This is a genomic window from Klebsiella sp. CN_Kp075, from assembly GCF_040065055.2.
Classification (GTDB): domain Bacteria; phylum Pseudomonadota; class Gammaproteobacteria; order Enterobacterales; family Enterobacteriaceae; genus Klebsiella; species Klebsiella aerogenes.
The window spans coordinates 2,342,523-2,364,540 of sequence record NZ_CM198050.1 but is presented as its reverse complement, the minus strand read 5'-3'; the positions used below and the strand labels follow the sequence as shown (position 1 = coordinate 2,364,540).

Genomic DNA, 22,018 nt, shown 5'->3' with positions numbered 1-22,018 from the left:
GCACCTGACCAGTAGCCCCGGTAAGCGCAGCGCCACCGGGGACAACCGGCCAAACTACGGCGTAATTTGCTCCATCGCCTGCAATACGCGTTTGTCCGAGATCGGATACGGAGTACCCAACTGCTGAGCAAAGAAGCTGACGCGCAGCTCTTCGATCATCCAGCGGATCTCCTGTACGTCGTCATCATCACGGCGATTCGGCGGCAGCTTATTCAACCACTGCTGCCACGCCTGTTGCACGCTCTCGACTTTCAGCATCTGGGCGCGGTCACGGTGTGGATCGATTGCCAGCTTCTCAAGACGCTTTTCAATTGCCTGCAGATAACGCAACGTATCGCCGAGACGGCGGAAACCGTTGCCGGTCACAAAGCCGCGATAAACCAGACCTGTCATCTGCGCTTTAATATCCGACAGCCCCAGGGCCATCGTCATATCTACCCGCCCTTTCAGACGCTTATTGATGTTAAATACCGCCGTCAGGATCTGCTCGACCTGCTTCGCGATATCGACCACCGTGTCGTTCAGTTCGGCGCGCACTTTATCGTGCAGTTTACTAAAGCCCTCTTCAGTCCATACCGGGCCGCCGGCTTCATCGATAAGCTTGTCAACGCCGCAGGAGATGCAATCGTCAATCAAATCCAGCACCTTGCCATAAGGGTTGAAATAGAGTCCCAGCTTGGCTTTGTTTGGCAGTTTCTCGTGCAGATACTTAATCGGCGACGGAATATTGAGCAACAGTAAACGGCGTAAACCACGCCACATCGCCTGCTGCTGTTCCTGTGGATTATCAAACAGTTTGATGGCTACGCTGTCACGCTCGTCCACCAGCGCCGGCCAGGCTTTCACCTTATAATTACCGCGCTTCTGTTCGTAACTCTCCGCCAGCGTGCCGAAACTCCAGATATGCAGCCCACTTTGTTCAATACCGTCGTCGGCCACCGCCGATAGCGTCTCCTGAACTTTGCCTTTCAGCGCGTCCTTCAACGCCTGCAAAGAGCGCCCTTCCTGCAGTTTCTTATTTTTGTCATCCACCACCCGGAAAGTGATTTTCAGGTGATCGGGCACCTGATCCCACTGCCAGGACTCGCGGTCGATGGTCACACCGGTCATTTTACGCAGTTCACGCTCCAGCGAATCCAGTAGCGGCAACGCCAGCGGCGTCGCGCGGCCTAAAAAAGCCTCCGCATAGTTTGGCGCCGGGACAAAATTCCGTCGTACCGGTTTCGGTAGAGATTTGATTAACGCAATGACCAGCTCGCGACGCAGGCCGGGGATCTGCCATTCAAACCCGGCTTCCTCCACCTGATTGAGCAGCGGCAGCGGGATATGTACCGTTACGCCATCGGCATCGGCACCGGGCTCAAACTGATAGCTGAGACGCAGTTTAAGATTGCCCTGATGCCAGAAGTTCGGGTAGTCCAGTTTACTGACCTGTTCCGCCCCCTCTTTAATCAGCATGCTCTTTTCAAAATTGAGCAAGTCTGGCGTTTCGCGGCTGGCCTGCTTCCACCACTTATCAAAGTGGCGAGCGGAGATGACATCGTGGCTAATGCGCTGGTCGTAAAACTCGAACATCGTCTCGTCATCCACAAGGATGTCGCGACGACGCGACTTATGCTCCAGCTCTTCGATTTCAGCGCGCAGCTTCAGGTTATCGCGGAAGAAAACATGCCGCGTCTGCCAGTCGCCCTCTACCAGCGCGTGGCGGATAAAGAGCTCACGGCACAGCGCCGGGTCAATCTGGCTATAGTTGACCTTACGCGCGGCGACGATCGGCAGGCCGTAAACGGTAACCTTTTCTGTCGCCATGACCGCGCCCTGCGACCGCTCCCAGTGCGGTTCGCTATAGGAGCGTTTGATCAGATGCTGCGCAACCGGCTCAACCCACTCAGGCTCAATGCGGGCGGCAATACGCCCCCACAGGCGGCTGGTCTCGACCAGTTCCGCAACCATCGTCCACTTCGGCGGTTTCTTGAATAGACCGGAACCTGGGAAGATAGAGAACCGGGCATTACGGGCGCCGGTGTACTCCTGTTTATCGGAGTCTTTCATCCCGATATGCGACAATAAACCTGTCAGCAGCGCGGTATGAATCTCCCGGTACTCCGCCGGCTCGCTGTTGATAGGCAGGCCGAGTTCTTTCACGACCTGGCGCAGCTGGGTGTAAATATCCTGCCATTCACGCACGCGTAAATAGTTGAGGAAATCCACCCGGCACTGGCGGCGGAACTGATTCGACGAGAGCGCCTTTTGTTGTTCGCCGAGATAGTTCCACAAATTAACAAACGCAAGGAAATCAGACTCTTTATCGTGGAAACGGCGATGTTTCTCATCAGACGCCTGCTGCTTGTCCATGGGACGCTCGCGCGGATCCTGAATCGACAGCGCGGAAGTGATGATCATCGCTTCACGCACGCAGCCATGTTTCTGCGCTTCCAGCACCATCCGAGCCAGACGCGGATCCACCGGTAGCTGGCTGAGCTGACGGCCCAGTGGGGTTAGCCTATAAGCCGTTGCCTGCGCATCGGTGGTGATGGCGCCGAGCTCTTCCAACAGGCGTACGCCATCCTGGATGTTGCGCTTATCCGGCGCTTCGACAAACGGAAACGCGGCGATATCGCCCAGCCCCAGAGCGGTCATTTGCAGAATGACCGAGGCCAGGTTGGTACGCAGAATTTCCGGGTCGGTAAATTCCGGCCGCGACAGGAAATCGTCTTCCGAATAAAGACGAATACAGATACCTTCCGATACGCGCCCGCAGCGACCTTTACGCTGATTAGCGGAGGCCTGTGATACCGGCTCGATTGGCAGACGCTGCACTTTGGTGCGATAGCTATAGCGACTGATACGCGCGGTACCCGGATCGATAACGTATTTAATGCCCGGTACCGTCAGCGACGTTTCGGCAACGTTGGTCGCCAGGACAATACGCCGCCCGCTATGCGACTGGAAAACCCGGTTTTGCTCGCTGTTAGATAAACGCGCATATAGCGGCAGCACTTCGGTATGACGCAAATTGAGCTTATTCAATGCATCAGCGGTATCGCGGATTTCCCGCTCGCCGCTCATAAAGATCAGGATATCGCCGGGGCCTTCGCGCCCCAGTTCATCGACGGCATCAAAAATCGCCTGCAGCTGATCGCGTTCGGTATCGTCTGCCTCTTCAACAATGGGACGATAACGCACTTCAACCGGATAAGTCCGCCCGGAGACTTCGATAATCGGCGCATGATTAAAATGGCGCGAAAATCGTTCCGGATCGATGGTGGCGGAAGTGATGATAATTTTCAGGTCCGGGCGCCGTGGCAACAGCTCTTTGAGATAGCCCAGCAGAAAATCAATGTTCAGGCTGCGCTCATGCGCTTCATCGATAATGATAGTGTCATACTGCATCAGCAGGCGATCCTGCTGGATTTCCGCCAGCAGGATACCGTCGGTCATCAACTTAACCATGGTGTTTTCGCTGACGTGGTCGCTGAAGCGGACTTTATATCCGATACAACCGCCCGGCTCGCTCTGCAGCTCTTCAGCAATGCGGTTAGCGACGGTTCGCGCCGCCAGTCTACGCGGCTGGGTGTGGCCAATCAGGCCTTTCAGGCCGCGCCCCAGCTCCATGCAGATTTTAGGTAACTGAGTGGTTTTACCTGAACCGGTCTCACCGGCGACGATCACCACCTGGTGATCGCGCACCGCTTCGAGAATCTCTTGTTTTTTCTGGCTAACCGGCAGGTTTTCCGGATAGGTAATCGTCGGACGCGCGGCTTCTCGCAGCAGGACTTTCCCTGCTGCTTGTTCTATCTCCTGCGTCATCTCCTGCAGAATGGCCTGCTGAGCATCAGGATTTTTAACCTTCTTTACGCCATGCAGGCGACGGCTATAGCGCGATTTATCGCGCAGCATCAGGTCATCAAGCCGTGCATAGAGCTGCGAGAAAGTAATTTTTTGTTGTTCTGTCATAGCGTTATCGGGCAGTGCTCTGCCGGAAAAATCTCTTATGAAGTATTGCTGTAGATTACCACATCTGTTGAACTCATGCCTTGTTCAAAAAAACTGAACATAGGATTCGATATATTGCGCTATCTCTACGGCATGATTGTGAATACAGTGTCACCAGGCACCAGGGCATTGTCCCGTCAATCACATTAAAAAGGAAACACCCATGAGCAAAGTATTAGTTCTGAAGTCCAGTATTCTTGCAGGGTACTCACAATCTGGCCAGCTGTCCGACTATTTTGTTGAACAATGGCGCGAAAAACACCCGGGCGACGTGGTCACCGTGCGCGATCTGGCGGCAAATCCGATTCCGGTACTGGATGGTGAACTGGTTGGCGCGCTGCGTCCGAGCGATGCTCAGCTGACTGCGCGTCAGCAGGAAGCGTTGGCGCTCTCCGATGAGCTGATTGCTGAACTGAAAGCTAACGATGTGATTGTTATCGCTGCGCCGATGTACAACTTCAACATCCCGACTCAGCTGAAAAACTATTTTGACCTGGTTGCCCGTGCAGGCGTCACCTTCCGTTACACCGAGAAAGGCCCTGAAGGTCTGGTTACCGGCAAACGTGCAGTGGTTCTGACCAGCCGCGGCGGTATCCATAAAGATACGCCAACCGATCTGGTCACGCCGTATCTCTCTACCTTCCTTGGCTTCATCGGTATCACCGACGTGAACTTCGTGTTTGCAGAAGGCATTGCCTATGGTCCAGAAGTTGCGGCCAAAGCACAGTCCGATGCCAAAGCGGCAATCGACAGCGTGGTTGCAGCCTGATAAAACCAACCTCCCGCACCAGCGGGAGGTTTTATTCTTGCCAATAATTAAACGCTAACGCCATGTGCTGAAGCCAGCGCAGCAAGACCGCCAGCAAATCCCTGACCAACCGCTTTAAATTTCCATTCCGCACCGTGACGATAAAGCTCGCCAAAAATCATCGCCGTTTCCGTTGATGCATCTTCGGATAGATCAAAGCGCGCAATTTCCTGGCCATTATCGTGGTTATACACCCGCATATAGCTGTTCTGCACCATGCCAAAGTTTTGTTTCCGCGTTTCTGCGTCGTAGATGGTGACGGAGAAAACCAGCTTCTTGACCTCAGCGGCCACCTGGGAAAGCGTGATTTTGACCTGCTCATCATCGCCATCACCTTCACCGGTGCGGTTGTCGCCCTGATGTTCTACGCCGCCGCAAGGACTCTTCTTATTATTGAAGAAGATAAAATTCGCATCCGATAGCACCTTGCCATCTTCGCCAACCATAAAGACCGATGCATCGAGATCGAAATCTTGCCCATCCGTTACTCGCGCATCCCAACCCAATCCCACCATCGCAATATTCATCGACGGCGCTTCTTTAGTGAGTGATACGTTACCGCCTTTAACGAGGGAAACAGCCATTTTAAACCTCCTGTTATAAACTACTGTATGGCCCGACGGACGGTCGGGCTGCTCGGTTTTTAAGATGCATTAATGCCATACTGGGCGCAGACGCTGGATAATCCACCAGCGTATCCCTGCCCAACGGCGCGGAATTTCCACTCGCCGTTATGGCGATAAAGTTCACCAAATAGCATTGCCGTCTCGCTGGAAGCGTCTTCCGTCAAATCGTAACGGGCCACTTCAAGTTGTGAATCGTTGTTGACCAGGCGAATAAAAGCGCCTGACACCTGACCAAAACTCTGACGACGCATTTGTGCATCGTGAATGGTGACCACGAAAACGATTTTGGCGACGTTGGCCGGGATCATATCCAGTTTGATGATTAGCGATTCATCATCGCCATCGCCTTCCCCGGTGCGGTTGTCGCCGGTGTGGGTGACCGAACCGTCTGCCGATTTTAAGTTGTTGTAGAAGATGAAATCGCTATCGCTGCGCACCTTTCCCGTCTCTGATAACAGGAAGGCAGATGCATCGAGGTCAAAATCCTGGCCGTCGGTAGTGCGGACATCCCACCCTAATCCAACCAGCACGTTTTTCATTGACGGATCGCTTTTGCTAAGAGAAACGTTACCGCCTTTTGACAGTGATACGCTCATATTAAATCCTTTTTAAAGTGAACATGAATAAGGACAGCGCGAGGAATTAATGCTCCCCTGGCTGTTCCTCGTTTTTATCCTGAAAGACAAAACTGGCGACAATACCAACAATAAGCACCAGTAGAACGACATACAGACTGGCGGTCGCCGAAATACTATAGCCATGGTGCCAAAGATGATCGGTGGCGTTCAGACCAAGCTTAATGGCAATAAAGAAAAGTAATACGATGACCGCTTTTTCAAGATGCACTAAATAATGTTTGAGTGCCTCCAATACAAAATAAAGCGTACGTAGGCCAAGGATGGCAAACATCATCGCGCTATAGACAATCAGCGGCTCCTGGCTTATTGCAATAATGGCCGGCACGGAATCAAAAGCAAACATCACATCAGAGAGTTCTACTACTGCCACGCATAGCATCAGCGGCGTTGCATATAACGCGACGCGCTTTCCGGTGCTGATAATGAGATCTTTATTTTCCGGCTTCGCCCGTTCACGCTCGACCTCTTTCGCGGTCAGTAAAAAAGCATGCCCCACTAATTTTGGCCAGATAGGGAATACACGTTTTACCAGACGGTAAGCGAGATGCTGCGAGTAATCTTCAATTTCATCGCTCTCCTCCCCGCTTTTTAACATCATGACGGCCGTCCAAAGCACAATTAAGGCAAAGACTATTTCAACATACGGGCCCAGCGCTAATAGTCCTGTGCCAATGGCGACAAAAATAGCGCGGAAAATAATCGCGCCGATCACTCCCCAGTAAAGGACGCGATGGCGAGAGCGTTCCGGGATGCCAAACCAGGAGAAGATCGCCATCATCACGAAAAGATTATCGACCGAAAGCACTTTTTCCAAGGCGTAACCAGTAACAAATAAACTAGCCACTTCCGCGCCGTGGTGCACCAGTAGAAACCCGGCAAAAACCATCGCCACCGCAACCCAAAATAGTGACCATAACGCCGCGCTTTTCAGCGATATGACACTATCGTTACGATGCATTACGAGGTCAATAACGATCGCCCCAATGGCGAGAATAATAAAAACGCTCACCGTTTCAACGGGAAAACCTAAATGAGTGGAGACCATGAAATACCTTTAAGTGCTGTGGTTAAAGACCAAACTCTTCAGCGTTAAAACCGAGCGCAGCGATTATTTCTCGGGTTGCCGCCTGTTCATCCGGGTCGAAATTACCATCGCTTTTACCCACCGCAATTCCTACCCGTACAGCCAATTGCGCAGCTTCTGGCTGATCCTTTAAGGCCAGAATATATTTCATGGTTTCACCTTTGCCGATTTCCATATCGAAATCGAAGCTGGATACCAATTTATTAAAAAAGTCGATTACTTCGTTGGTATCAAAAACTTTCATTTCTTCCGACGAGCGCAGAAAACCCATCATTTTCTGTTTTTCTTCGGCGCTAACACCATCACTGGAGACGGCAATACGAGCACATACCGCAACAGTTCCTTGCATGAATTTCTTATTTTTAAATCGCCCAACCTGTTTGACCAGTTCTACGCGGCTGGCGCTCAATGTCGATTTTACTTTATTGAATAATCCCATCGTTCCCTCACTTTGTTTTCTTTATTTTGAACCGGCTCGCCAGCGGAATCCCCAGCCGAATGCGCGATCCATCTCTTTATGGCCGGTGAAATATTGATTGATACGCTCTACTTTTATGGCGCCGTTATCATTGACTAAGCGAGCAATAGCGCACATTGTTCGACGATTATTGCCTTCGGTCAGTCGGGTTTCGATTGGCGGCTGCCCGGGAACATGTAGCGTGACGACACCATCTGTTTTATCCCAACTGGCGACCCCCTCATAAATAAAGGCATAGATTAATATCTGGTTAATTTTTTGCCATTCGCTACCATTGATCCAGATCCATTCTCCATCGTTAACCGCCCCCGTGCGATCGTCACCCTGAAGCTGAATAAAAGGCGGTTGTTGATATCGCCCAAATGCATTACCCAGTGCTTGTACTACGCTTAAATCGCCATTTTTTAATTCGACAAAAGCGCCCAGATCCAGATCAACGCTGCTGGCGCCTGCCCCTAATAATGAACCAAATAAACCTGTAGCCGAGCTTTGGCGATGCCAATTCAGATTTACGCGTATCTCGCCATAATCGTCACGTTTAGCGAGGCTGATTGCCGGTTTCTCTTTAGTCAAAGTGACCTTACTGAGGTTCACTTTCACGGGTTCATCTGCAGGGGGCAAGGCTTCATCGGCAATATCAACGCCATAGTATTCAGCGAGCGGTTTTAGGCCGCCAGTAAATCCCTGTGCGACAAAGCGAAACTTCCACTCGCCATTACGCCGATAAAGTTCGCCCAGTATCAGCGCGGCTTCATTTCGACCGTGAACATCGACCTGACACTCAATCAGCGTAGTACCGTTATGCTCCACCGCGATCGTCAAATGGCCTAATTCACCGATAGTCCTGTTATTATCGCAGGTTGCGGTAAAGGCCACTTTCTGGACATCCGCCTGCAGCAGCCCTAATGCTACCAGAAATACAGTAGCGGTATTATTAGTACTCAGCTCAATGGTATTATCATCATTTCGCGGCTGGCCGTAAAAACACATATCCGCATCGCCTCTTACCTTATTATTGGCATAGAGACGAAATGACGACACATCAATACTACTGCCCGCGCTTATTTTGATACTAAGGTTAGCAACAGGAACCGCGCTATTTCCTCCGGGTAATAGTTTCATTAGCGCACCACAATGCGTAATACGTCACTTTTCATATCGTCGATGGTGCGCCCCTGAGCTGCTTGACCATGGGCGGTAAAATCCCAACTGCCGTTCTGGCGGCTTAATGAAGCAATAATAATGCCGGTATGAGAACCTTGCTCGGTTAGCTGATAGCGGGCCAATTCCTGATTATTTTGATCGAGCACGCGGCAATGGGCATTCTCAACTTCGTTAAACGTTTGGCCGCGAAAACTATTGACGGTAAAGGCCAGATATTCCACGTTAGCGGAAAGTTTCTCCATATTAACGCGAATGACTTCATCATCACCGTCACCTTCTCCCGTTAAGTTATCGCCGCTATGCACGACAGCGCCACAGCGAGATTTCAGCTGGCCAAACCAAATGGTATCCAGCACGTTGCCATTCTTGTTCAATAGAATGCAGCTTGCATCAAGGTCGATAGAACCTGCGCCACCGGAGAACAACCCGCCGAATAGCCCTTTTTTCTTCGCCCGCAGAGGATCCCAGCCCAGACCAAAAGTCAGCTGCGATAATGCCGGAGATACTTTGCTTAATGATATTGTCTGATTTTTAGTAAGTGAGACCATTTATTCTTCCCTATTAAATACATTTAGCAAATCAATATGCGTTAAAGACTCAAAAAAATCATATCATGATAAAGAACTGACACAAGGCAATTTAGAAAATTAAGAAAAAGAAAAACTCGCCGATGATAAATTATTTTAAAAATCATTACGGAGATATGAACACATTCATTTCATAAATAATCATTCCGAAAACAAAAAAGCGCCTCATATTATGATTGACATGCCAACATAGCGCTTTTAGACTCCAGTTAAATTTAACGCTGGACGCGTGGAAATAATATCAATGGAAAGAAAAATATGGATTATGGAGGGACTATCCTCCCAACGCGATATCATTTTCGGCATTAATGGTTTCACAATCAATAATAACGAACATCCTATAACCACCTACGCCTCACACAGTCAACCCCGACATGAAATATTATCAACGGCACATTTTTCATTAAGTGAACCCACCGACATCAATTCACGGATGCCATTTATTTCATCAATAGTAAAAGAGTATGGCATTGCCGCAATTCAGGTTGGCAAAGCGTGCCGCTGGTACGAACAGCACCGACGGCAGATTGAAGCGCTGGGCGTGACTCTCACCACGGGCGCCCGCCAGGTGTCCACATTTGATATTGCCGATGACAAAGTCAACTTTGCAAAAGCCATGCAAGCATGTGGGCTTCCCGTGGTGCCATCCATACGAGCCAATGATGCCAACACGCTGGAATATCTACTCAAAGCTTCGCCTTTCCCCGGCAGCCGCCTATGTGTGAAACCCGTTACCGGCATTTATGGCGCGGGGTTTTGGCTATTTGATGAGCACGCGCTTTCTACAGGTATTATTAATCATCCGGAACAGCGACGTATCCGCCCGGAACAATATATTGAAGCCGTTAAGACCAGTGAGACGTTTACTCCACTGGTACTCATGCCCTGGCTTCCAGGTCCAGAATACTCTGTCGACATGCTGCTTAGTCATGGCAAAGTACTGACAGCCATTGGCAGGCGAAAAGAAGGTGCATTGCAGTATCTGGAAAATAAAGGAGCGGCGCTCGAACTTGCCTGCGCCTGCGCCGAATCACTGCATGCTGATGGTATGGTAAACGTACAGACTCGTCACAATACAGAGGGCAAACCGCTTTTACTGGAGATTAATCTACGCCCCTCCGGTGGTATTGGGTATACCCGCCACAGCGGCGTGAATTTGCCCGGGTTGTTCGCCGCGCAGCGGCTGGGTTTACTGACGGCGGATGACATTGTGCAGCGCGTAGCGCATCAATTCACCCCTGCAACCATCAGAGTCATGACAGAGAGCTGTCTATATCCTCAGCAACTCAATAATGCGCTTGCGCCTTCGCATAATGCGGAGGTGAAATGATGAAAAACGAAAACTGCTACCTCCGTCAGCTCTCAAGTGGCGAATTACGCGTGTTTCACCACGGCGAGGAAAACGAACTTCATGCACTGTTCGACATCGCTGAACGGCGCAACCCTAAAAGGGCGTTTCTCTTTGTCAGCCATGTTTTAGGTCGGCATATTCCTGTTTCGCCCGCAACCATGCGCGCAGTTTACCAGCGGCTTGCCGTAAGTTTCCCCGCCGACCTCGCCGGTCCGGTGTTGTTCGTCGGGATGGCTGAGACTGCCGTTGGTCTCGGCGCTGGCGTGTTTGACGAACTCCGCAAACGCGTTGACCGGGCAATCTATCTCACCTCTACGCGTCATCCGCAAGAGGCGGAACTACTGTGCGAATTTAAAGAAGCGCACAGCCATGCCACGGACCATTTGATTTATCTCCCCCACGATCGAGAGATGCGCCGACGGGTGCTGGAAGCTAAAACTCTGGTGCTCATCGACGATGAAGCCACGACCGGCAATACCTTCATCAATCTCGTGTCCGCGTTACACCCGCACCTGACACATTTGCAAAGTGCTGTCTCCGTGACGCTTACCGACTGGAGCGGCGATGCCTTCGCCAGGCGTTGTAACCTGCCGGTGAGCCAGATCGCGTTAGTTAAAGGACGTTGGGAATGGCATCCGCTGTCCAACGCTACACCTCCCGACATGCCTGCCGTCAATATCACCTCGCGTGGGGAGTATGCTCTTTCCCGGCGCCAGACGTGGGGGCGTCTGGGAATGATACGTCCCGCGGCAGACCTTGGCATCGAGATCAACGCAACCACAGGAGAGACTATCCTGGTACTGGGCAGCGGTGAGTTTGTCTGGGAACCATTTTTGCTGGCCGAACGCCTTGAGCAACAAGGCGCCACTGTTAAGTTCAGCGCGACCAGTCGCTCGCCGATTGCGCCTGGCATGGCGATCCAATCGCTGTTGTCATTTAACGATAATTACGGGCTGGGCATCCCAAACTTTGTCTACAACGTCGCCCACCAGCGTTTCGATCGCATTATTTTATGTATAGAGACCCCTACGAAAAGCGTTGATCCCCACCTGGTCCACGCGCTGGAGTCGCTTTGTTCGCGACTGGAGATTTTATCTTATGAATAAGCCAGTAGTATTTTCCGATCTCGACGATACGCTATTTCAGACCAGACGAAAAATGGTCAATGAACTTTCTGCGGCCCCCTTTCGTTGCGCCGCGCTGGACAGGGAAATGCGTCCGCGCAGCTATATGAACGAAGCTCAGGCCATGTTCGTCGATTGGTTGCTTGAACACGCCGAACTGATCCCCGTCACCGCCAGAGGGAGCGAAGAGTTGACGCGGGTGCAAATCCCATTTCGCTCATGGGCTATAACCACCCACGGCGCAGTCATCATGACGCCTGAAGGGCTACCGGATACCGAGTGGCAACATCATATGGTAGCTATCCTGGCGCCCTATGCTGACAGACTTAAAGCCATGCAACACGACATAACTACCCAGATGGCTATTCAAGGTATCGACGGCTGGGCGCGCATCAACGAAGAGTATGACGACGTGCCCGTTTACCTGGTGATGAAACATCGCGACAGCACCAGAATCGCCGAGCTCTACGCTTTTGCCGACTGGCTGACGCAGCGTTTCACGCTGCAGGGGTTTTATCTTCACCGCAACGGCAATAACGTTGCCTGGATACCGGAGCCTGTCGATAAAGGGCTGGCCGTCGGTTGGCTAATAAATAAATTGCAGGCCCAGCGCGGTACGTTCCCGGTGCTCGGGTTTGGCGACAGTCTTAGCGACCATCGCTTTTTGCAACTTTGCCATTGGTTTGCCGTCCCCCAGCAGAGCCAGTTTGCCACAGCTATCAATCACCACATTTTCGCAGGTTCTTAATATGCACAAGCTCCATTACTTTTCCGGCGCTTTTGCGCAAAATGACGTCCGCTTTTTGCTCAATCCTGTGAATATCGCCATGACGTCGGTTGATGAAAAAGAGGCTTTGATTCAATCGGGTAAAGCGCATTATTCCGACTTGCTAAGCCAGGAGCCCGCGCCAAGTCAGTGGCATCTTAATCTTTTTGCCAAAGCCCTACAGCGCGAAACGCCACGTATGGCTAACGAAGTGCAGCAGCTCAGTCACACGCTCATCGCGCAGTTCAACAATACGCCTATCATCCTGGTGAGTTTGGTGCGTGCGGGTGTCCCGCTGGGGGTGATGCTACAGCGGGCGCTGCGCGACGCGGGTAAAACGTCCTTCCACTACGGTATCAGCATTATTCGCGATCGCGGTATTGATAGCGCCGCACTTGAATGGATTGAAAATCGTCACGGTACGCAAGGTATCGTATTTGTCGACGGATGGACCGGTAAAGGCGCCATTCGCTCGCAGCTGCAACGTTCGCTTCACGGCCGAAAAGGCTACCCTGCCGAACCAAAGCTGGTGGTGTTAGCCGACCCCTGCGGCTGCGCATGGTTGTCCGCGTCTGACGATGACTGGTTAATCCCCTTCGGCATCATGGGGGCGCCGGTATCGGGTCTGATTTCTCGCTCACTATGGTCACCGGTCGGCTTTCACGGTTGTGTGCAATGCGATCATTTAGCTGATTTTGAATGCGGCCAACTACTAGTTGATACCGTTGATAATTATCGACAGACGCTAGTTTCTGCCGCGCAGATTAAACCCGATTTAGCGCAGAAAGCCAGACTTCGACGCAAAAGCGAAGCGGTAGTGCTTCATCTCGCTGAACGATATGCCGTAGACAATCTTAACCGCATCAAACCAGGCATCGCAGAAGCAACGCGCGCGGTGCTTCGCAGGGTACCCGATCATGTTCTGGTGCGCGCCATTAACGATCCGGATGTTGCGCTACTGATGGCGTTAGCCCGCGATAAAGGTATTCATATAAGCGAAGTTGGCGATGAAATTGGCCAATACCGCGCCGTCACTATTATTAAGAAGGTATTTTAATGAAAACACGTCTCTCGGCATGGAATCTGGGAGCGACCCTATACATGCCCGCCACTCGCCACGATATTGCCTCCACTATTATTGACGGCAAAATTAAAGGGCTACGCTCATTAGTGATCTGTCTTGAAGATTCGGTCAACGAAAGCGATATCAAACATGCTCTGGTAAACCTCAAAAACCTCTGTATACAGCTAGCCCGTGCCAAAGCAACGCAAGAGCATCATTACTGGCCGCTGGTATTTATTCGCCCACGACATCTATCCATGGCGAAACTGCTAATTGAGAACTTTGATTTAACGGCCATTGACGGTCTGGTCATTCCCAAATTTACGCATCATTCATTGGCTTGCTGGTGGCGCGCGATCGGCAGCACGCCTTTGAGCATAATGCCAACGCTGGAAACCGAAGAGGTGTTTGATTGCGAGAAAATGCGCCAGCTTGCCGGAGAGCTCAGCGCCCATCCATGTCGGGCCAGGATAATTGCCTTACGTATCGGTGGTAACGATCTCATGAATGTTATCTCGCTGCGTCGTTCGCGTAATCTGACGCTGTATGACGGGCCAATGGGATACGTTATCAAAATGCTGGTATCCGTTTTCTCTCCCTATCATTTTGCCCTGACAGCACCGGTCTGCGAACATATCGACAGCCAGGAGATCATGGAGCGGGAATTGCAACTGGATATGGCCCACGGCCTGGTCGGAAAAACAGCCATCCATCCCAATCAGTTACTGACTATTGAGCGTGCGCTAATGGTCACGCCCGGCGAACACGCTGATGCGCTACGGATCCTTAACTCCAGCCAGGCAGTGTTTAAATCTCAGGGAACAATGTGCGAACCGGCCACCCATCGCAACTGGGCAGCGGCAATTCTGGCCAGAGCAGCCTATTACGGCATTGTTAGTGATTTCGCCCCTGATGCTTTAGCCCAGGGTTAGATAAATTAATCAACACACCCACTATGGATAATGCGATGGTCTCAGGATGAGATTAAATAGTAAACAAGAGCGTATTTTTAAACTGGCGCTAATTCTCGGCAACGGGCAACCGGTATCCTCAGCGGAACTGCTGGAAAAGCTGGATTGTTCGGATCCAACGTTATCAAGAACGTTGAAAACGTTGCGGGACACCTATGAGGCGGAAATAAAATATAGTAAAGCCGCCCATACCTATCAACTTGTCGCCAGTGGCTCCTTGACTAAGGATATGATGGAGCGAATGGCAGAAGCGATCCGTGTCAATAGCGGCCTGAAAATGCCGATGCCATCAGGTAAAGTGGTATTGAATAAGGATCAAAAAAAGGCTATTTCGCTGTCGGTTAAACGCTCAGTGCTACGTAAACTGGACCGCCTGGCCTGCCTGGCGATGCTTACCCGTAGCGGCGCTGTAGAGATGCTGGCGCAGAAGTTTATTGATGAATTAATTGATTCCTTTTACAAGCAGAAGCGCTGATTATGACGTTCGCCGCCCCGTGTCCGGGCGGCAACAAACCTGTACCGGAGCGGTCACGCTATAATAAAAACAATAGTCACATTCAGCTCGCCGATTTTGGCCGCAGGTTTTCATCAAATTCCAGACGCTTACGCCCGGCCTCTATCTCTTTTAATGGCTCCACCTGATGCAGCGACTGCTTACAGCGTTCCACCAGCACCTGGTATTCACGGGTACCGTGTTTTTTCCACTCCAGTTCCTGCTCGCTCAGCGTACGAATCGCTTTCGCCGGACTGCCGATAATTAAATGATTGGCGGGCATTTCCGCTTTCGCTTTTACGAAGGCCGATGCGCCGACAATACTGTTTTCGCCAATTACCGCCCCGTCGATAATTACCGCGCTCATCCCCACCAGCGCGTTGCGACCAATCACGCAGCCGTGCAGAATTGCGCCGTGGCCGATGTGACCGTCCTCTTCCACCACCGTATCCTGGCCGGGGAAGCCGTGCATGACGCAGTTATCCTGAATATTGGCTCCGTCTTTTACTACAATACGGCCAAAATCGCCGCGCAGGCTGGCATTTGGCCCAACATAGACCCCTTTTCCCAGGATCACATCGCCAATCAGCACCGCCGTCGGATGAACATAGCTCTCGTCCGGCACCACTGGCGTCAGCCCATCAATCTGATAAATCGGCATGCAACCTCCTTAGACGCCCGGCAAACCGCCAAAGCGTTGAAAATAAAGCGGCCCCGGCGCGGGAAGCTCGCCAACCGAGCTTTCGCCTTTTTCGCCGACAAAGGCCAGCGCGCCGGGCGTCACGCGCTGATAAATATTGATACACAGCTGCCGCGCGGTTTGCCCGGCCCAGTGCGCAGGCAGGAGCTCTTCCGGCAGCAGCGGGTCTTTTAATACCACCCGGCGATAGAAATGGATAAGCAGCAGTTGGATCTGGAAACAGCGCTCCGGCGTCAGCTCTGACGGTTCGCTGTCGCGCAGCAGCGGCAGTAACGGTCGGAACAATGCGATAAACGCCTCGTACATCTCATTTTGTTCGGTGAGATGCCAGCACTCTTCTACGCGGTCGCGCAGCGCCGCCCTTGAGAGCGCCAGCGGCGAATGGGCTTCAAAACAGATGACGTTTTCAGCGACGCCCGCTTCATGTAGCAGCGATTGGACATCGGCCAGCTTTTGCGACGGCGAGGCCAGCAGGCTCGGCGCCAGCGCGCCAAATCCCTGCCATAGCAGTTGCTTTTTGACTTCCGCCAGAACCGTTTTTTCTAATCCTTCCGACAGTAGCAGCAGCCAGGTTCCGTCCCATTCCGGGGCGTTCGCCCGGTAGATTTTATGTTCCGCGCGCCGGGTCAGACGTAGTCCTTTATCGCTCAGGCGATAAAAGCTGCGCCGGCCGATACGGACGACGTCGAGCCACTCTTCTTTATTGAGGCGAAATAGCGCGGTGCGTACAAAGCGCTCGCCGAAACCTAATCCTTCCAGCAGCGCCGCGACGCTACCCAACCACACTTCCCCACCGCGTTGTAATAAGGCGTCGCCATACAGCGAGGCAATCAAGGAGGTACCGCTAATCGGCATCGCCGTTACAGCTTGTTGAATAAAGGCGTCGAGTTTACTCATCTGATTCATTCTGTTGTTATATTTTTCCTTTATGAATCATAGCACAGGAAATTCCCGGCTTACGGCGTAAAGGCCTCAGCCGGGTTACCGGGAGAGATTTAACCGCTAACCACCGCTTTACGCAGATCGAATACCCGGCAAGCTTTTCCTTCAGAGCGAGGAATGCTGCCGCAGTTGACGATAGTAATATCGGTAGAAATCCCGACCATTGACTTAATACGGTGACGCAACTGATGGCAAATCTGGCAGCGTTGTTCATGACTCAGCGCCAGCCCACTCTCTTTCAGCTCAACGCGTACCGCCAGCGAATCAAGATGACCGCGGCGATTCACCTCTAACTGATAGTGCGGCGCCAGGTGTTCAAACTTGAGGATCTCCTCTTCCAGCTGCGAGGGGAAGACGTTAACTCCGCGGATAATCAACATATCGTCGCTGCGTCCACTGATGCGATCCATGCGGCGCATGGTCCGCGCGGTTCCCGGCAGCAGGCGCGTCAGGTCGCGGGTACGATAGCGGATCACCGGCAGCGCTTCTTTGGTCAAGGTGGTAAACAGCAGTTCGCCATGCTCGCCATCTTCCAGCGGCGTACCGTCGTCCGGGTTGACGATTTCCGGGAAGAAGTGGTCTTCCCAGATGGTCGGGCCGTCAACGGTTTCCAGACACTCCATCGCTACGCCCGGACCCATGACTTCCGACAAACCGTAAATATCCAGCGCGGTGATCCCCAGGCGGCGCTCGATTTCCGCGCGCATCGCCAGCGTCCACGGCTCGGCGCCAAACACGCCGACCCGCAATGAACAACCGCGGGCATCGCCGCCCATCTGGCGTTCCAGCTCTTCAATCAGATTCAGGCAGTAGGACGGCGTCACCATGATCATATCCGGCTGAAAATCGCGGATTAACTGCGCCTGTTTCTCGGTCTGACCGCCGGACATCGGGATCACCGTCGCGCCTAAACGTTCCGCGCCGTAGTGCGCGCCAAGGCCGCCGGTAAACAGGCCGTAGCCGTAGGCGACGTGAATTTTGTCTTTCGCTGAACCACCGGCCGCACGCAGCGAACGGGCGACAATATTGGCCCAGTTATCAATATCGTTTTGCGTATAACCCACCACCGTCGGTTTGCCGGTGGTGCCGGATGAGGCGTGAATGCGCACCACCTGCTCCATCGGCACCGCGAAGGTATCGAACGGATAGTTGTCGCGCAGATCTTGTTTGGTAGTACAGGGGAATTTTTTCAGATCGTTTAATTCCCGGAAGTCGTCAGGGTGCACGCCTGCTGCGTCGAATTTGCGGCGATACATCGGCACATTTTCATACGCATGCTTCAGCGTCCATTTCAGGCGCTGGGTTTGCAGGGCCTGCAGTTCGTCACGCGATGCGGTTTCAATCGGATCTAATTTTGTAGTAGTTATCATTGTAGGGTACTCGCAGGTAAATTAGCTCACACTCGCTCAAGGATCATGGCAATGCCCTGACCCACGCCAATACACATCGTACACAGCGCATAGCGCCCGCCCCGGCGTTGCAGCTCAAGGCTGGCGCTCAGCGCCAGCCGCGCGCCGCTCATGCCCAGCGGATGACCTAACGCGATGGCGCCGCCGTTGGGATTCACGTGCGCCGCATCATCCGGCACGCCGAGTTGTCTGAGCACCCCCAGCGCCTGCGCGGCGAAGGCCTCATTCAGCTCTATCAGATCCATATCGTTAATATTGAGTCCGGCGCGCTCCAGCACTTTACGCACCGCCGGTACCGGCCCCAAACCCATCAGGCGCGGCTCAACACCCGCCGTCGCCATCGCCACGATACGCGCGCGCGGCGTGAGTCCCTGTACGCTGGCCTGCTGTTCACTGGCGATAATCAGCGCCGCTGCGCCATCGTTAACGCCGGAAGCATTCCCGGCCGTAATGACTCCGCCTTTACGGAACGGCGCTTTTAATAGCGCGAGTTGCTCAAGCGTAGTTTCCGGGCGGGGATGCTCATCATCGCGTACCGCGCTGACCGCGCCTTTCTTGCCGATGATCTGCACCGGCACGATTTCCTGCGCCAGAATGCCATCGCGCTGGGCCTGCGCCGTGCGCTGCTGGCTGCGCCAGGCGAAAGCGTCCTGGTCGGCCCGGCTAATATTTAACAATTCTGCTACATTCTCTGCCGTTTCCGGCATGCTGTCAGTTCCGAATTGTTGCGCCATGAGCGGGTTCACAAAACGCCAGCCAATCGTGGTATCGAAGAGTTCCGCCTGACGCTGATAAGGCGCGCTGGCTTTTCCCATCACGAACGGCGCGCGCGACATCGATTCCACGCCGCCGGCAATCAACAGATCGGCATCGCCGGCTTTGATCGCCCTGGCGGCAAAACCGATTGCATCCAGACCCGATCCGCACAAGCGGTTAATCGTGGTGCCCGGCACGGTATGCGGATAACCGGCCAACAACGTCGCCATATGCGCTACGTTGCGGTTATCTTCACCGGCCTGGTTAGCACAGCCGAAAATCACATCATCAATCGCTGCCGGGTCGAGCCCGGGATTGCGGCTCAGCAGCTCACGCAGCGGGATCGCCGCCAGATCGTCGGCGCGGACGCCGGCCAGCGCTCCGCCGTAGCGGCCAATCGGCGTGCGGATCCCGTCACAAATAAAGGCGTCGCGCATTACACTTCTCCCGTGATTGTGCCGCCGATGCGGTGCGATTTGCCGCGAAACAGGGCCACAATCTTTTGCTGTTGATTAACAATTTCGATGTCGTAGACGCCGGTCAGCTTGCCCTGCTGTTTGACCCTGGCGGTAGCGACCAGCCTGTCCCCGGCAAACGCCGGACGAAGAAAATCAATGCTCGCCGCCGAGGCCACCGCCGCCAGCCCCTGGCTGTTACAGGCGTAAGCGAAAGCGGTATCGGCAAGCGTAAATAGCTGACCGCCGTGGCAGGTTTGATGGCCGTTAAGCATGTCCGCCGAGACGGTCATGCTCATCTGCGCAAAGCCGTCGTCCATTTCGATAAGTTCGATCCCCATCTTTCTGGCGCAGGTATCTTTTTCGTACATCACGCGCGCGTTGCGCCACGGATCATTGCTCATGGTGCTTCTCCATCAGCGCCTTCTGGCGCAACAGGGAACAGGGGCGATAGCGCTCCTCGCCATAATGGTGTTGCAGGTTCTCCAGCAGTTGCAGCACCCGTCGCCAGCCAAGGCTTTCTCCCCACGCCAGCGGGCCTTGCGGATAGTTGACGCCAAGGCGCATGGCGGTATCGATATCCTGCGGGCTGGCGACCCCTTTTTGCACCGCATCCAACGCTTCGTTAATCAGCATCGCCACCGTGCGCCACACCAGCAGTCCGGGATAATCGGCGATACGTAGCACTTTCTTGCCCTGCTGTTGGAAATAATGCACGGCCTTATCAGTGGCCGCTGGCGCGTTGGTCGCCGCTGCGGCCAGCACCACCGTATCGTTGGCGCAAAGGTCATACACCACCACCGGGCGGTGGTGCTTCACACTCAGCGCCAGCGCCGTCTCGCCTTCGGTCTCCAGCAACAAGAGATCATCTAATTCAGTGACGTTGTCACTTACATCCGTAATGGATTGAGCGCCAGTAGATACCGACGGCAGCGCCGCGTCCGGCTGCTTCTCAGCGGGCCAGCGATAGACGCCGTGACCGCTCTTTTTTCCCAGCCGCCCGGCCAGCGCCAGCTCTTGCTGGAGGAGCGACGGTAAGTAACGGCGGTCCTGCCAGAAGGCGTTAAACACCGAACAGGTCACGGCGAAATTGACGTCCTGGCCAATCAGGTCAGTCAACGCCAGCGGTCCCATCGGAAAACCGCCGCCGTCACGCAAAGCGGCATCGATAACCTCAGGGGCGGCAACCTGCTCTTCCAGCGCGCGCCAGGCCTCGGCGTAGAACGGACGCGCTACGCGGTTAACGATAAAACCGGGCGTTGAGCGGCAGTGCACCGGCTGTTTCCCCCAGCCGCTTACGCACTGGCACAGCTGCTCTACCACCTCCGCAGAAGTCTCCAGGCCACTCACCACCTCGACCAGCTTCATCACCGGCGCCGGATTAAAAAAGTGCAGCCCGGCCACCCGCTCCGGGTTTTTGACCCCGGCGGCGATGGCGGTAATCGAAATAGACGAGGTATTACTGGTCAACAACGTTGACGGCGCGCAGATCTCCGCCAGCTGCGCGAACAGCGCCTTTTTTACTTCCAGACGTTCAGAGGCCGCTTCGATCACTAAATCTGCATCGGCAAGCGCGGCTAAATCGTGGGCCGGATGCAGGCGCGCCAGCAGCGCGTCGGCCTGCTCAGGGGCCAGTTTGCCCCGCGCAACGCGCGACGCCAGACTCCCGGCGATACCCTCTATCGCCTGGCCTACGGCCTTAGGGTTAATATCAAAAATACGCACCGGATGTCCGGCTGCGGCGGCCACTTCAGCAATACCAGCTCCCATGGTGCCGCTGCCGATCACTGCCACCGTGGATAAGGATGTTGTCATGGCCTATTTCCCGCTGAACTGTGGTGGTCGTTTGGCCAGAAACGCGCTGACCCCTTCGCGGTAATCATCGCTGCGCCCGGCCAGACGCTGATAATCGCGCTCCAGGTCCAGCTGCGCGTCGAGACTGTTGGTTTCAGAAGCCAGCAGCGCCTTTTTAATCAGCCCAAGACCAAACGTCGGTTGCGCCGCCAGATGGCGCGCCAGCTGCAGACTGGTATCCGCCAGTTCTGAATCGTCCACTAGCTGCCAGATCATTCCCCACTGCGCGGCTTGTTCCGCGCTTAGGCTATCGCCCAGCAGCGCCAGCCCCATTGCGCGAGCGCGACCGGCCACCCGCGGCAGGAACCAGCTGCCGCCGCAGTCCGGCACCAGGCCGAGCTTACTGAACGCCATCACAAATTTGGCCGAACGCGCGGCCAGCACGATATCGCAGCCCAGCGCCAGGGTAGCGCCTGCGCCAGCGGCCACGCCGTTGACCGCGCAGATGACCGGCTTCGGCAGCGCCGCCAGACGGCGCACTAACGGGTTGTAAAAGCGTTCTACCGACATGCCGAGATCCGGCGGCGGGCCGCTGGGGTCGACATTGCGGTCGTTCAAATCCTGGCCGGCGCAAAAGCCGCGACCGGCGCCGGTGATCAGCAAGCAACGTATGCCGTCATCGCGCTCGGCCTGCTTCAGACATTCCGCCAGCTGTTGATGCATCAGATCGTTAAAACTGTTGAGGCGGTCCGGGCGATTGAGGGTAATGGTCATGACGCCCTGTTCCACTGCGCTGAGAATGAAAGCTTCCAC

General features: G+C 53.9%; 21 protein-coding genes. 7 read left to right on the top strand and 14 right to left on the bottom strand.

Annotated elements, in window-relative coordinates; translation table 11 throughout:
• Window positions 1-54 precede the first annotated feature (54 nt).
• Complete coding sequence (gene hrpA / locus ABLV78_RS11265) at window positions 55-3,900, bottom strand: ATP-dependent RNA helicase HrpA (RefSeq protein WP_242436982.1); 3,846 nt, start codon at window positions 3,898-3,900, stop codon at window positions 55-57.
• Window positions 3,901-4,159: 259 nt separating this feature from the next.
• On the opposite strand from hrpA, the gene azoR reads away from it, so the two are divergent.
• Window positions 4,160-4,765, top strand: a complete 606-nt coding sequence (gene azoR / locus ABLV78_RS11260) for an FMN-dependent NADH-azoreductase (RefSeq protein ID WP_045393899.1) — start codon at window positions 4,160-4,162, stop codon at window positions 4,763-4,765.
• A gap of 47 nt (window positions 4,766-4,812) precedes the next feature.
• Here the strand turns inward: azoR and ABLV78_RS11255 are convergent, their stop codons facing one another.
• Genes ABLV78_RS11255 through ABLV78_RS11230 form a run of 6 tightly spaced genes read right to left on the bottom strand, consistent with a single transcriptional unit; the run spans window position 4,813 to window position 9,342 of the window.
• Window positions 4,813-5,388: a TerD family protein gene (locus tag ABLV78_RS11255; protein WP_047048861.1), complete on the bottom strand. Its 576-nt coding sequence runs from the start codon at window positions 5,386-5,388 to the stop codon at window positions 4,813-4,815.
• 59 nt (window positions 5,389-5,447) lie between these two features.
• Window positions 5,448-6,026 (bottom strand): TerD family protein, encoded by a 579-nt coding sequence (locus ABLV78_RS11250; RefSeq protein WP_045393893.1) that lies wholly within the window; start codon window positions 6,024-6,026, stop codon window positions 5,448-5,450.
• A 46-nt stretch (window positions 6,027-6,072) separates the two neighbouring features.
• Complete coding sequence (locus ABLV78_RS11245; protein ID WP_088389860.1) at window positions 6,073-7,113, bottom strand: TerC/Alx family metal homeostasis membrane protein; 1,041 nt, start codon at window positions 7,111-7,113, stop codon at window positions 6,073-6,075.
• A gap of 22 nt (window positions 7,114-7,135) precedes the next feature.
• Window positions 7,136-7,591: a tellurite resistance TerB family protein gene (locus ABLV78_RS11240; protein WP_045393888.1), complete on the bottom strand. Its 456-nt coding sequence runs from the start codon at window positions 7,589-7,591 to the stop codon at window positions 7,136-7,138.
• A gap of 21 nt (window positions 7,592-7,612) precedes the next feature.
• The gene (locus ABLV78_RS11235) at window positions 7,613-8,752 is read right to left on the bottom strand and encodes a TerD family protein (RefSeq protein WP_047048868.1); all 1,140 of its coding nucleotides are present in this window, start codon (window positions 8,750-8,752) and stop codon (window positions 7,613-7,615) included.
• Entirely contained in the window at window positions 8,752-9,342 is a 591-nt protein-coding gene (locus ABLV78_RS11230; protein ID WP_047048871.1) for a TerD family protein, read from the bottom strand. Before ABLV78_RS11230 ends, ABLV78_RS11235 begins: the two co-directional genes overlap by 1 nt.
• 283 nt (window positions 9,343-9,625) lie before the next feature.
• On the opposite strand from ABLV78_RS11230, the gene ABLV78_RS11225 reads away from it, so the two are divergent.
• Genes ABLV78_RS11225 through ABLV78_RS11200 form a run of 6 tightly spaced genes read left to right on the top strand, consistent with a single transcriptional unit; the run spans window position 9,626 to window position 15,131 of the window.
• Window positions 9,626-10,711, top strand: coding sequence for an ATP-grasp domain-containing protein (locus ABLV78_RS11225; RefSeq protein ID WP_165430648.1), 1,086 nt, complete (start codon window positions 9,626-9,628; stop codon window positions 10,709-10,711).
• Entirely contained in the window at window positions 10,708-11,838 is a 1,131-nt protein-coding gene (locus ABLV78_RS11220) for a phosphoribosyltransferase domain-containing protein (protein ID WP_226473728.1), read from the top strand. The genes ABLV78_RS11225 and ABLV78_RS11220 overlap by 4 nt, the downstream gene beginning before the upstream one ends.
• Window positions 11,831-12,604 (top strand): HAD family hydrolase, encoded by a 774-nt coding sequence (locus tag ABLV78_RS11215; protein ID WP_045393878.1) that lies wholly within the window; start codon window positions 11,831-11,833, stop codon window positions 12,602-12,604. The genes ABLV78_RS11220 and ABLV78_RS11215 overlap by 8 nt, the downstream gene beginning before the upstream one ends.
• A 1-nt stretch (window position 12,605) precedes the next feature.
• Window positions 12,606-13,679 carry a cysteine protease StiP family protein gene (locus ABLV78_RS11210; RefSeq protein WP_348865380.1) on the top strand — a complete coding sequence of 358 codons (1,074 nt, stop codon included), beginning with the start codon at window positions 12,606-12,608 and terminating at the stop codon, window positions 13,677-13,679.
• A complete protein-coding gene (locus ABLV78_RS11205; protein WP_047048879.1) occupies window positions 13,679-14,617 on the top strand; it encodes an HpcH/HpaI aldolase/citrate lyase family protein in 939 nt (312 codons plus the stop codon). The genes ABLV78_RS11210 and ABLV78_RS11205 overlap by 1 nt, the downstream gene beginning before the upstream one ends.
• A gap of 46 nt (window positions 14,618-14,663) precedes the next feature.
• The gene (locus tag ABLV78_RS11200) at window positions 14,664-15,131 is read left to right on the top strand and encodes an HTH domain-containing protein (protein ID WP_047048882.1); all 468 of its coding nucleotides are present in this window, start codon (window positions 14,664-14,666) and stop codon (window positions 15,129-15,131) included.
• An 82-nt stretch (window positions 15,132-15,213) separates the two neighbouring features.
• Here ABLV78_RS11200 and paaY read toward each other — a convergent pair whose 3' ends face one another.
• From paaY to paaG, 7 genes are all read right to left on the bottom strand, one after another.
• Window positions 15,214-15,810, bottom strand: a complete 597-nt coding sequence (gene paaY / locus ABLV78_RS11195; protein WP_047048885.1) for a phenylacetic acid degradation protein PaaY — start codon at window positions 15,808-15,810, stop codon at window positions 15,214-15,216.
• A gap of 9 nt (window positions 15,811-15,819) precedes the next feature.
• Window positions 15,820-16,746 (bottom strand): phenylacetic acid degradation operon negative regulatory protein PaaX, encoded by a 927-nt coding sequence (gene paaX / locus ABLV78_RS11190; RefSeq protein ID WP_026612287.1) that lies wholly within the window; start codon window positions 16,744-16,746, stop codon window positions 15,820-15,822.
• 98 nt (window positions 16,747-16,844) lie between these two features.
• On the bottom strand, window positions 16,845-18,161 hold the full coding sequence (paaK, locus tag ABLV78_RS11185) for a phenylacetate--CoA ligase PaaK (protein ID WP_004224503.1): 1,317 nt from the start codon (window positions 18,159-18,161) through the stop codon (window positions 16,845-16,847).
• A gap of 26 nt (window positions 18,162-18,187) precedes the next feature.
• Window positions 18,188-19,393 (bottom strand): 3-oxoadipyl-CoA thiolase, encoded by a 1,206-nt coding sequence (gene pcaF, locus ABLV78_RS11180; RefSeq protein WP_025713681.1) that lies wholly within the window; start codon window positions 19,391-19,393, stop codon window positions 18,188-18,190.
• A complete protein-coding gene (gene paaI, locus ABLV78_RS11175) occupies window positions 19,393-19,815 on the bottom strand; it encodes a hydroxyphenylacetyl-CoA thioesterase PaaI (protein WP_023279988.1) in 423 nt (140 codons plus the stop codon). The genes pcaF and paaI overlap by 1 nt, the downstream gene beginning before the upstream one ends.
• Complete coding sequence (gene paaH, locus ABLV78_RS11170) at window positions 19,805-21,226, bottom strand: 3-hydroxyacyl-CoA dehydrogenase PaaH (protein ID WP_047048892.1); 1,422 nt, start codon at window positions 21,224-21,226, stop codon at window positions 19,805-19,807. The genes paaI and paaH overlap by 11 nt, the downstream gene beginning before the upstream one ends.
• 3 nt (window positions 21,227-21,229) lie before the next feature.
• Entirely contained in the window at window positions 21,230-22,018 is a 789-nt protein-coding gene (gene paaG / locus ABLV78_RS11165) for a 2-(1,2-epoxy-1,2-dihydrophenyl)acetyl-CoA isomerase PaaG (protein ID WP_047048894.1), read from the bottom strand.

Excerpts from the sequence above, each read along its gene's own strand:
- hrpA (WP_242436982.1), bottom strand. The coding sequence starts at position 3,900 with ATGCTGCGCGATAAATCGCGCTATAGCCGTCGCCTGCATGGCGTAAAG.
- azoR (WP_045393899.1), top strand. The coding sequence starts at position 4,160 with ATGAGCAAAGTATTAGTTCTGAAGTCCAGTATTCTTGCAGGGTACTCA.
- ABLV78_RS11255 (WP_047048861.1), bottom strand. The coding sequence starts at position 5,388 with ATGGCTGTTTCCCTCGTTAAAGGCGGTAACGTATCACTCACTAAAGAA.
- ABLV78_RS11250 (WP_045393893.1), bottom strand. The coding sequence starts at position 6,026 with ATGAGCGTATCACTGTCAAAAGGCGGTAACGTTTCTCTTAGCAAAAGC.
- ABLV78_RS11245 (WP_088389860.1), bottom strand. The coding sequence starts at position 7,113 with ATGGTCTCCACTCATTTAGGTTTTCCCGTTGAAACGGTGAGCGTTTTT.
- ABLV78_RS11240 (WP_045393888.1), bottom strand. The coding sequence starts at position 7,591 with ATGGGATTATTCAATAAAGTAAAATCGACATTGAGCGCCAGCCGCGTA.
- ABLV78_RS11235 (WP_047048868.1), bottom strand. The coding sequence starts at position 8,752 with ATGAAACTATTACCCGGAGGAAATAGCGCGGTTCCTGTTGCTAACCTT.
- ABLV78_RS11230 (WP_047048871.1), bottom strand. The coding sequence starts at position 9,342 with ATGGTCTCACTTACTAAAAATCAGACAATATCATTAAGCAAAGTATCT.
- ABLV78_RS11225 (WP_165430648.1), top strand. The coding sequence starts at position 9,626 with ATGGAAAGAAAAATATGGATTATGGAGGGACTATCCTCCCAACGCGAT.
- ABLV78_RS11220 (WP_226473728.1), top strand. The coding sequence starts at position 10,708 with ATGATGAAAAACGAAAACTGCTACCTCCGTCAGCTCTCAAGTGGCGAA.
- ABLV78_RS11215 (WP_045393878.1), top strand. The coding sequence starts at position 11,831 with ATGAATAAGCCAGTAGTATTTTCCGATCTCGACGATACGCTATTTCAG.
- ABLV78_RS11210 (WP_348865380.1), top strand. The coding sequence starts at position 12,606 with ATGCACAAGCTCCATTACTTTTCCGGCGCTTTTGCGCAAAATGACGTC.
- ABLV78_RS11205 (WP_047048879.1), top strand. The coding sequence starts at position 13,679 with ATGAAAACACGTCTCTCGGCATGGAATCTGGGAGCGACCCTATACATG.
- ABLV78_RS11200 (WP_047048882.1), top strand. The coding sequence starts at position 14,664 with ATGAGATTAAATAGTAAACAAGAGCGTATTTTTAAACTGGCGCTAATT.
- paaY (WP_047048885.1), bottom strand. The coding sequence starts at position 15,810 with ATGCCGATTTATCAGATTGATGGGCTGACGCCAGTGGTGCCGGACGAG.
- paaX (WP_026612287.1), bottom strand. The coding sequence starts at position 16,746 with ATGAGTAAACTCGACGCCTTTATTCAACAAGCTGTAACGGCGATGCCG.
- paaK (WP_004224503.1), bottom strand. The coding sequence starts at position 18,161 with ATGATAACTACTACAAAATTAGATCCGATTGAAACCGCATCGCGTGAC.
- pcaF (WP_025713681.1), bottom strand. The coding sequence starts at position 19,393 with ATGCGCGACGCCTTTATTTGTGACGGGATCCGCACGCCGATTGGCCGC.
- paaI (WP_023279988.1), bottom strand. The coding sequence starts at position 19,815 with ATGAGCAATGATCCGTGGCGCAACGCGCGCGTGATGTACGAAAAAGAT.
- paaH (WP_047048892.1), bottom strand. The coding sequence starts at position 21,226 with ATGACAACATCCTTATCCACGGTGGCAGTGATCGGCAGCGGCACCATG.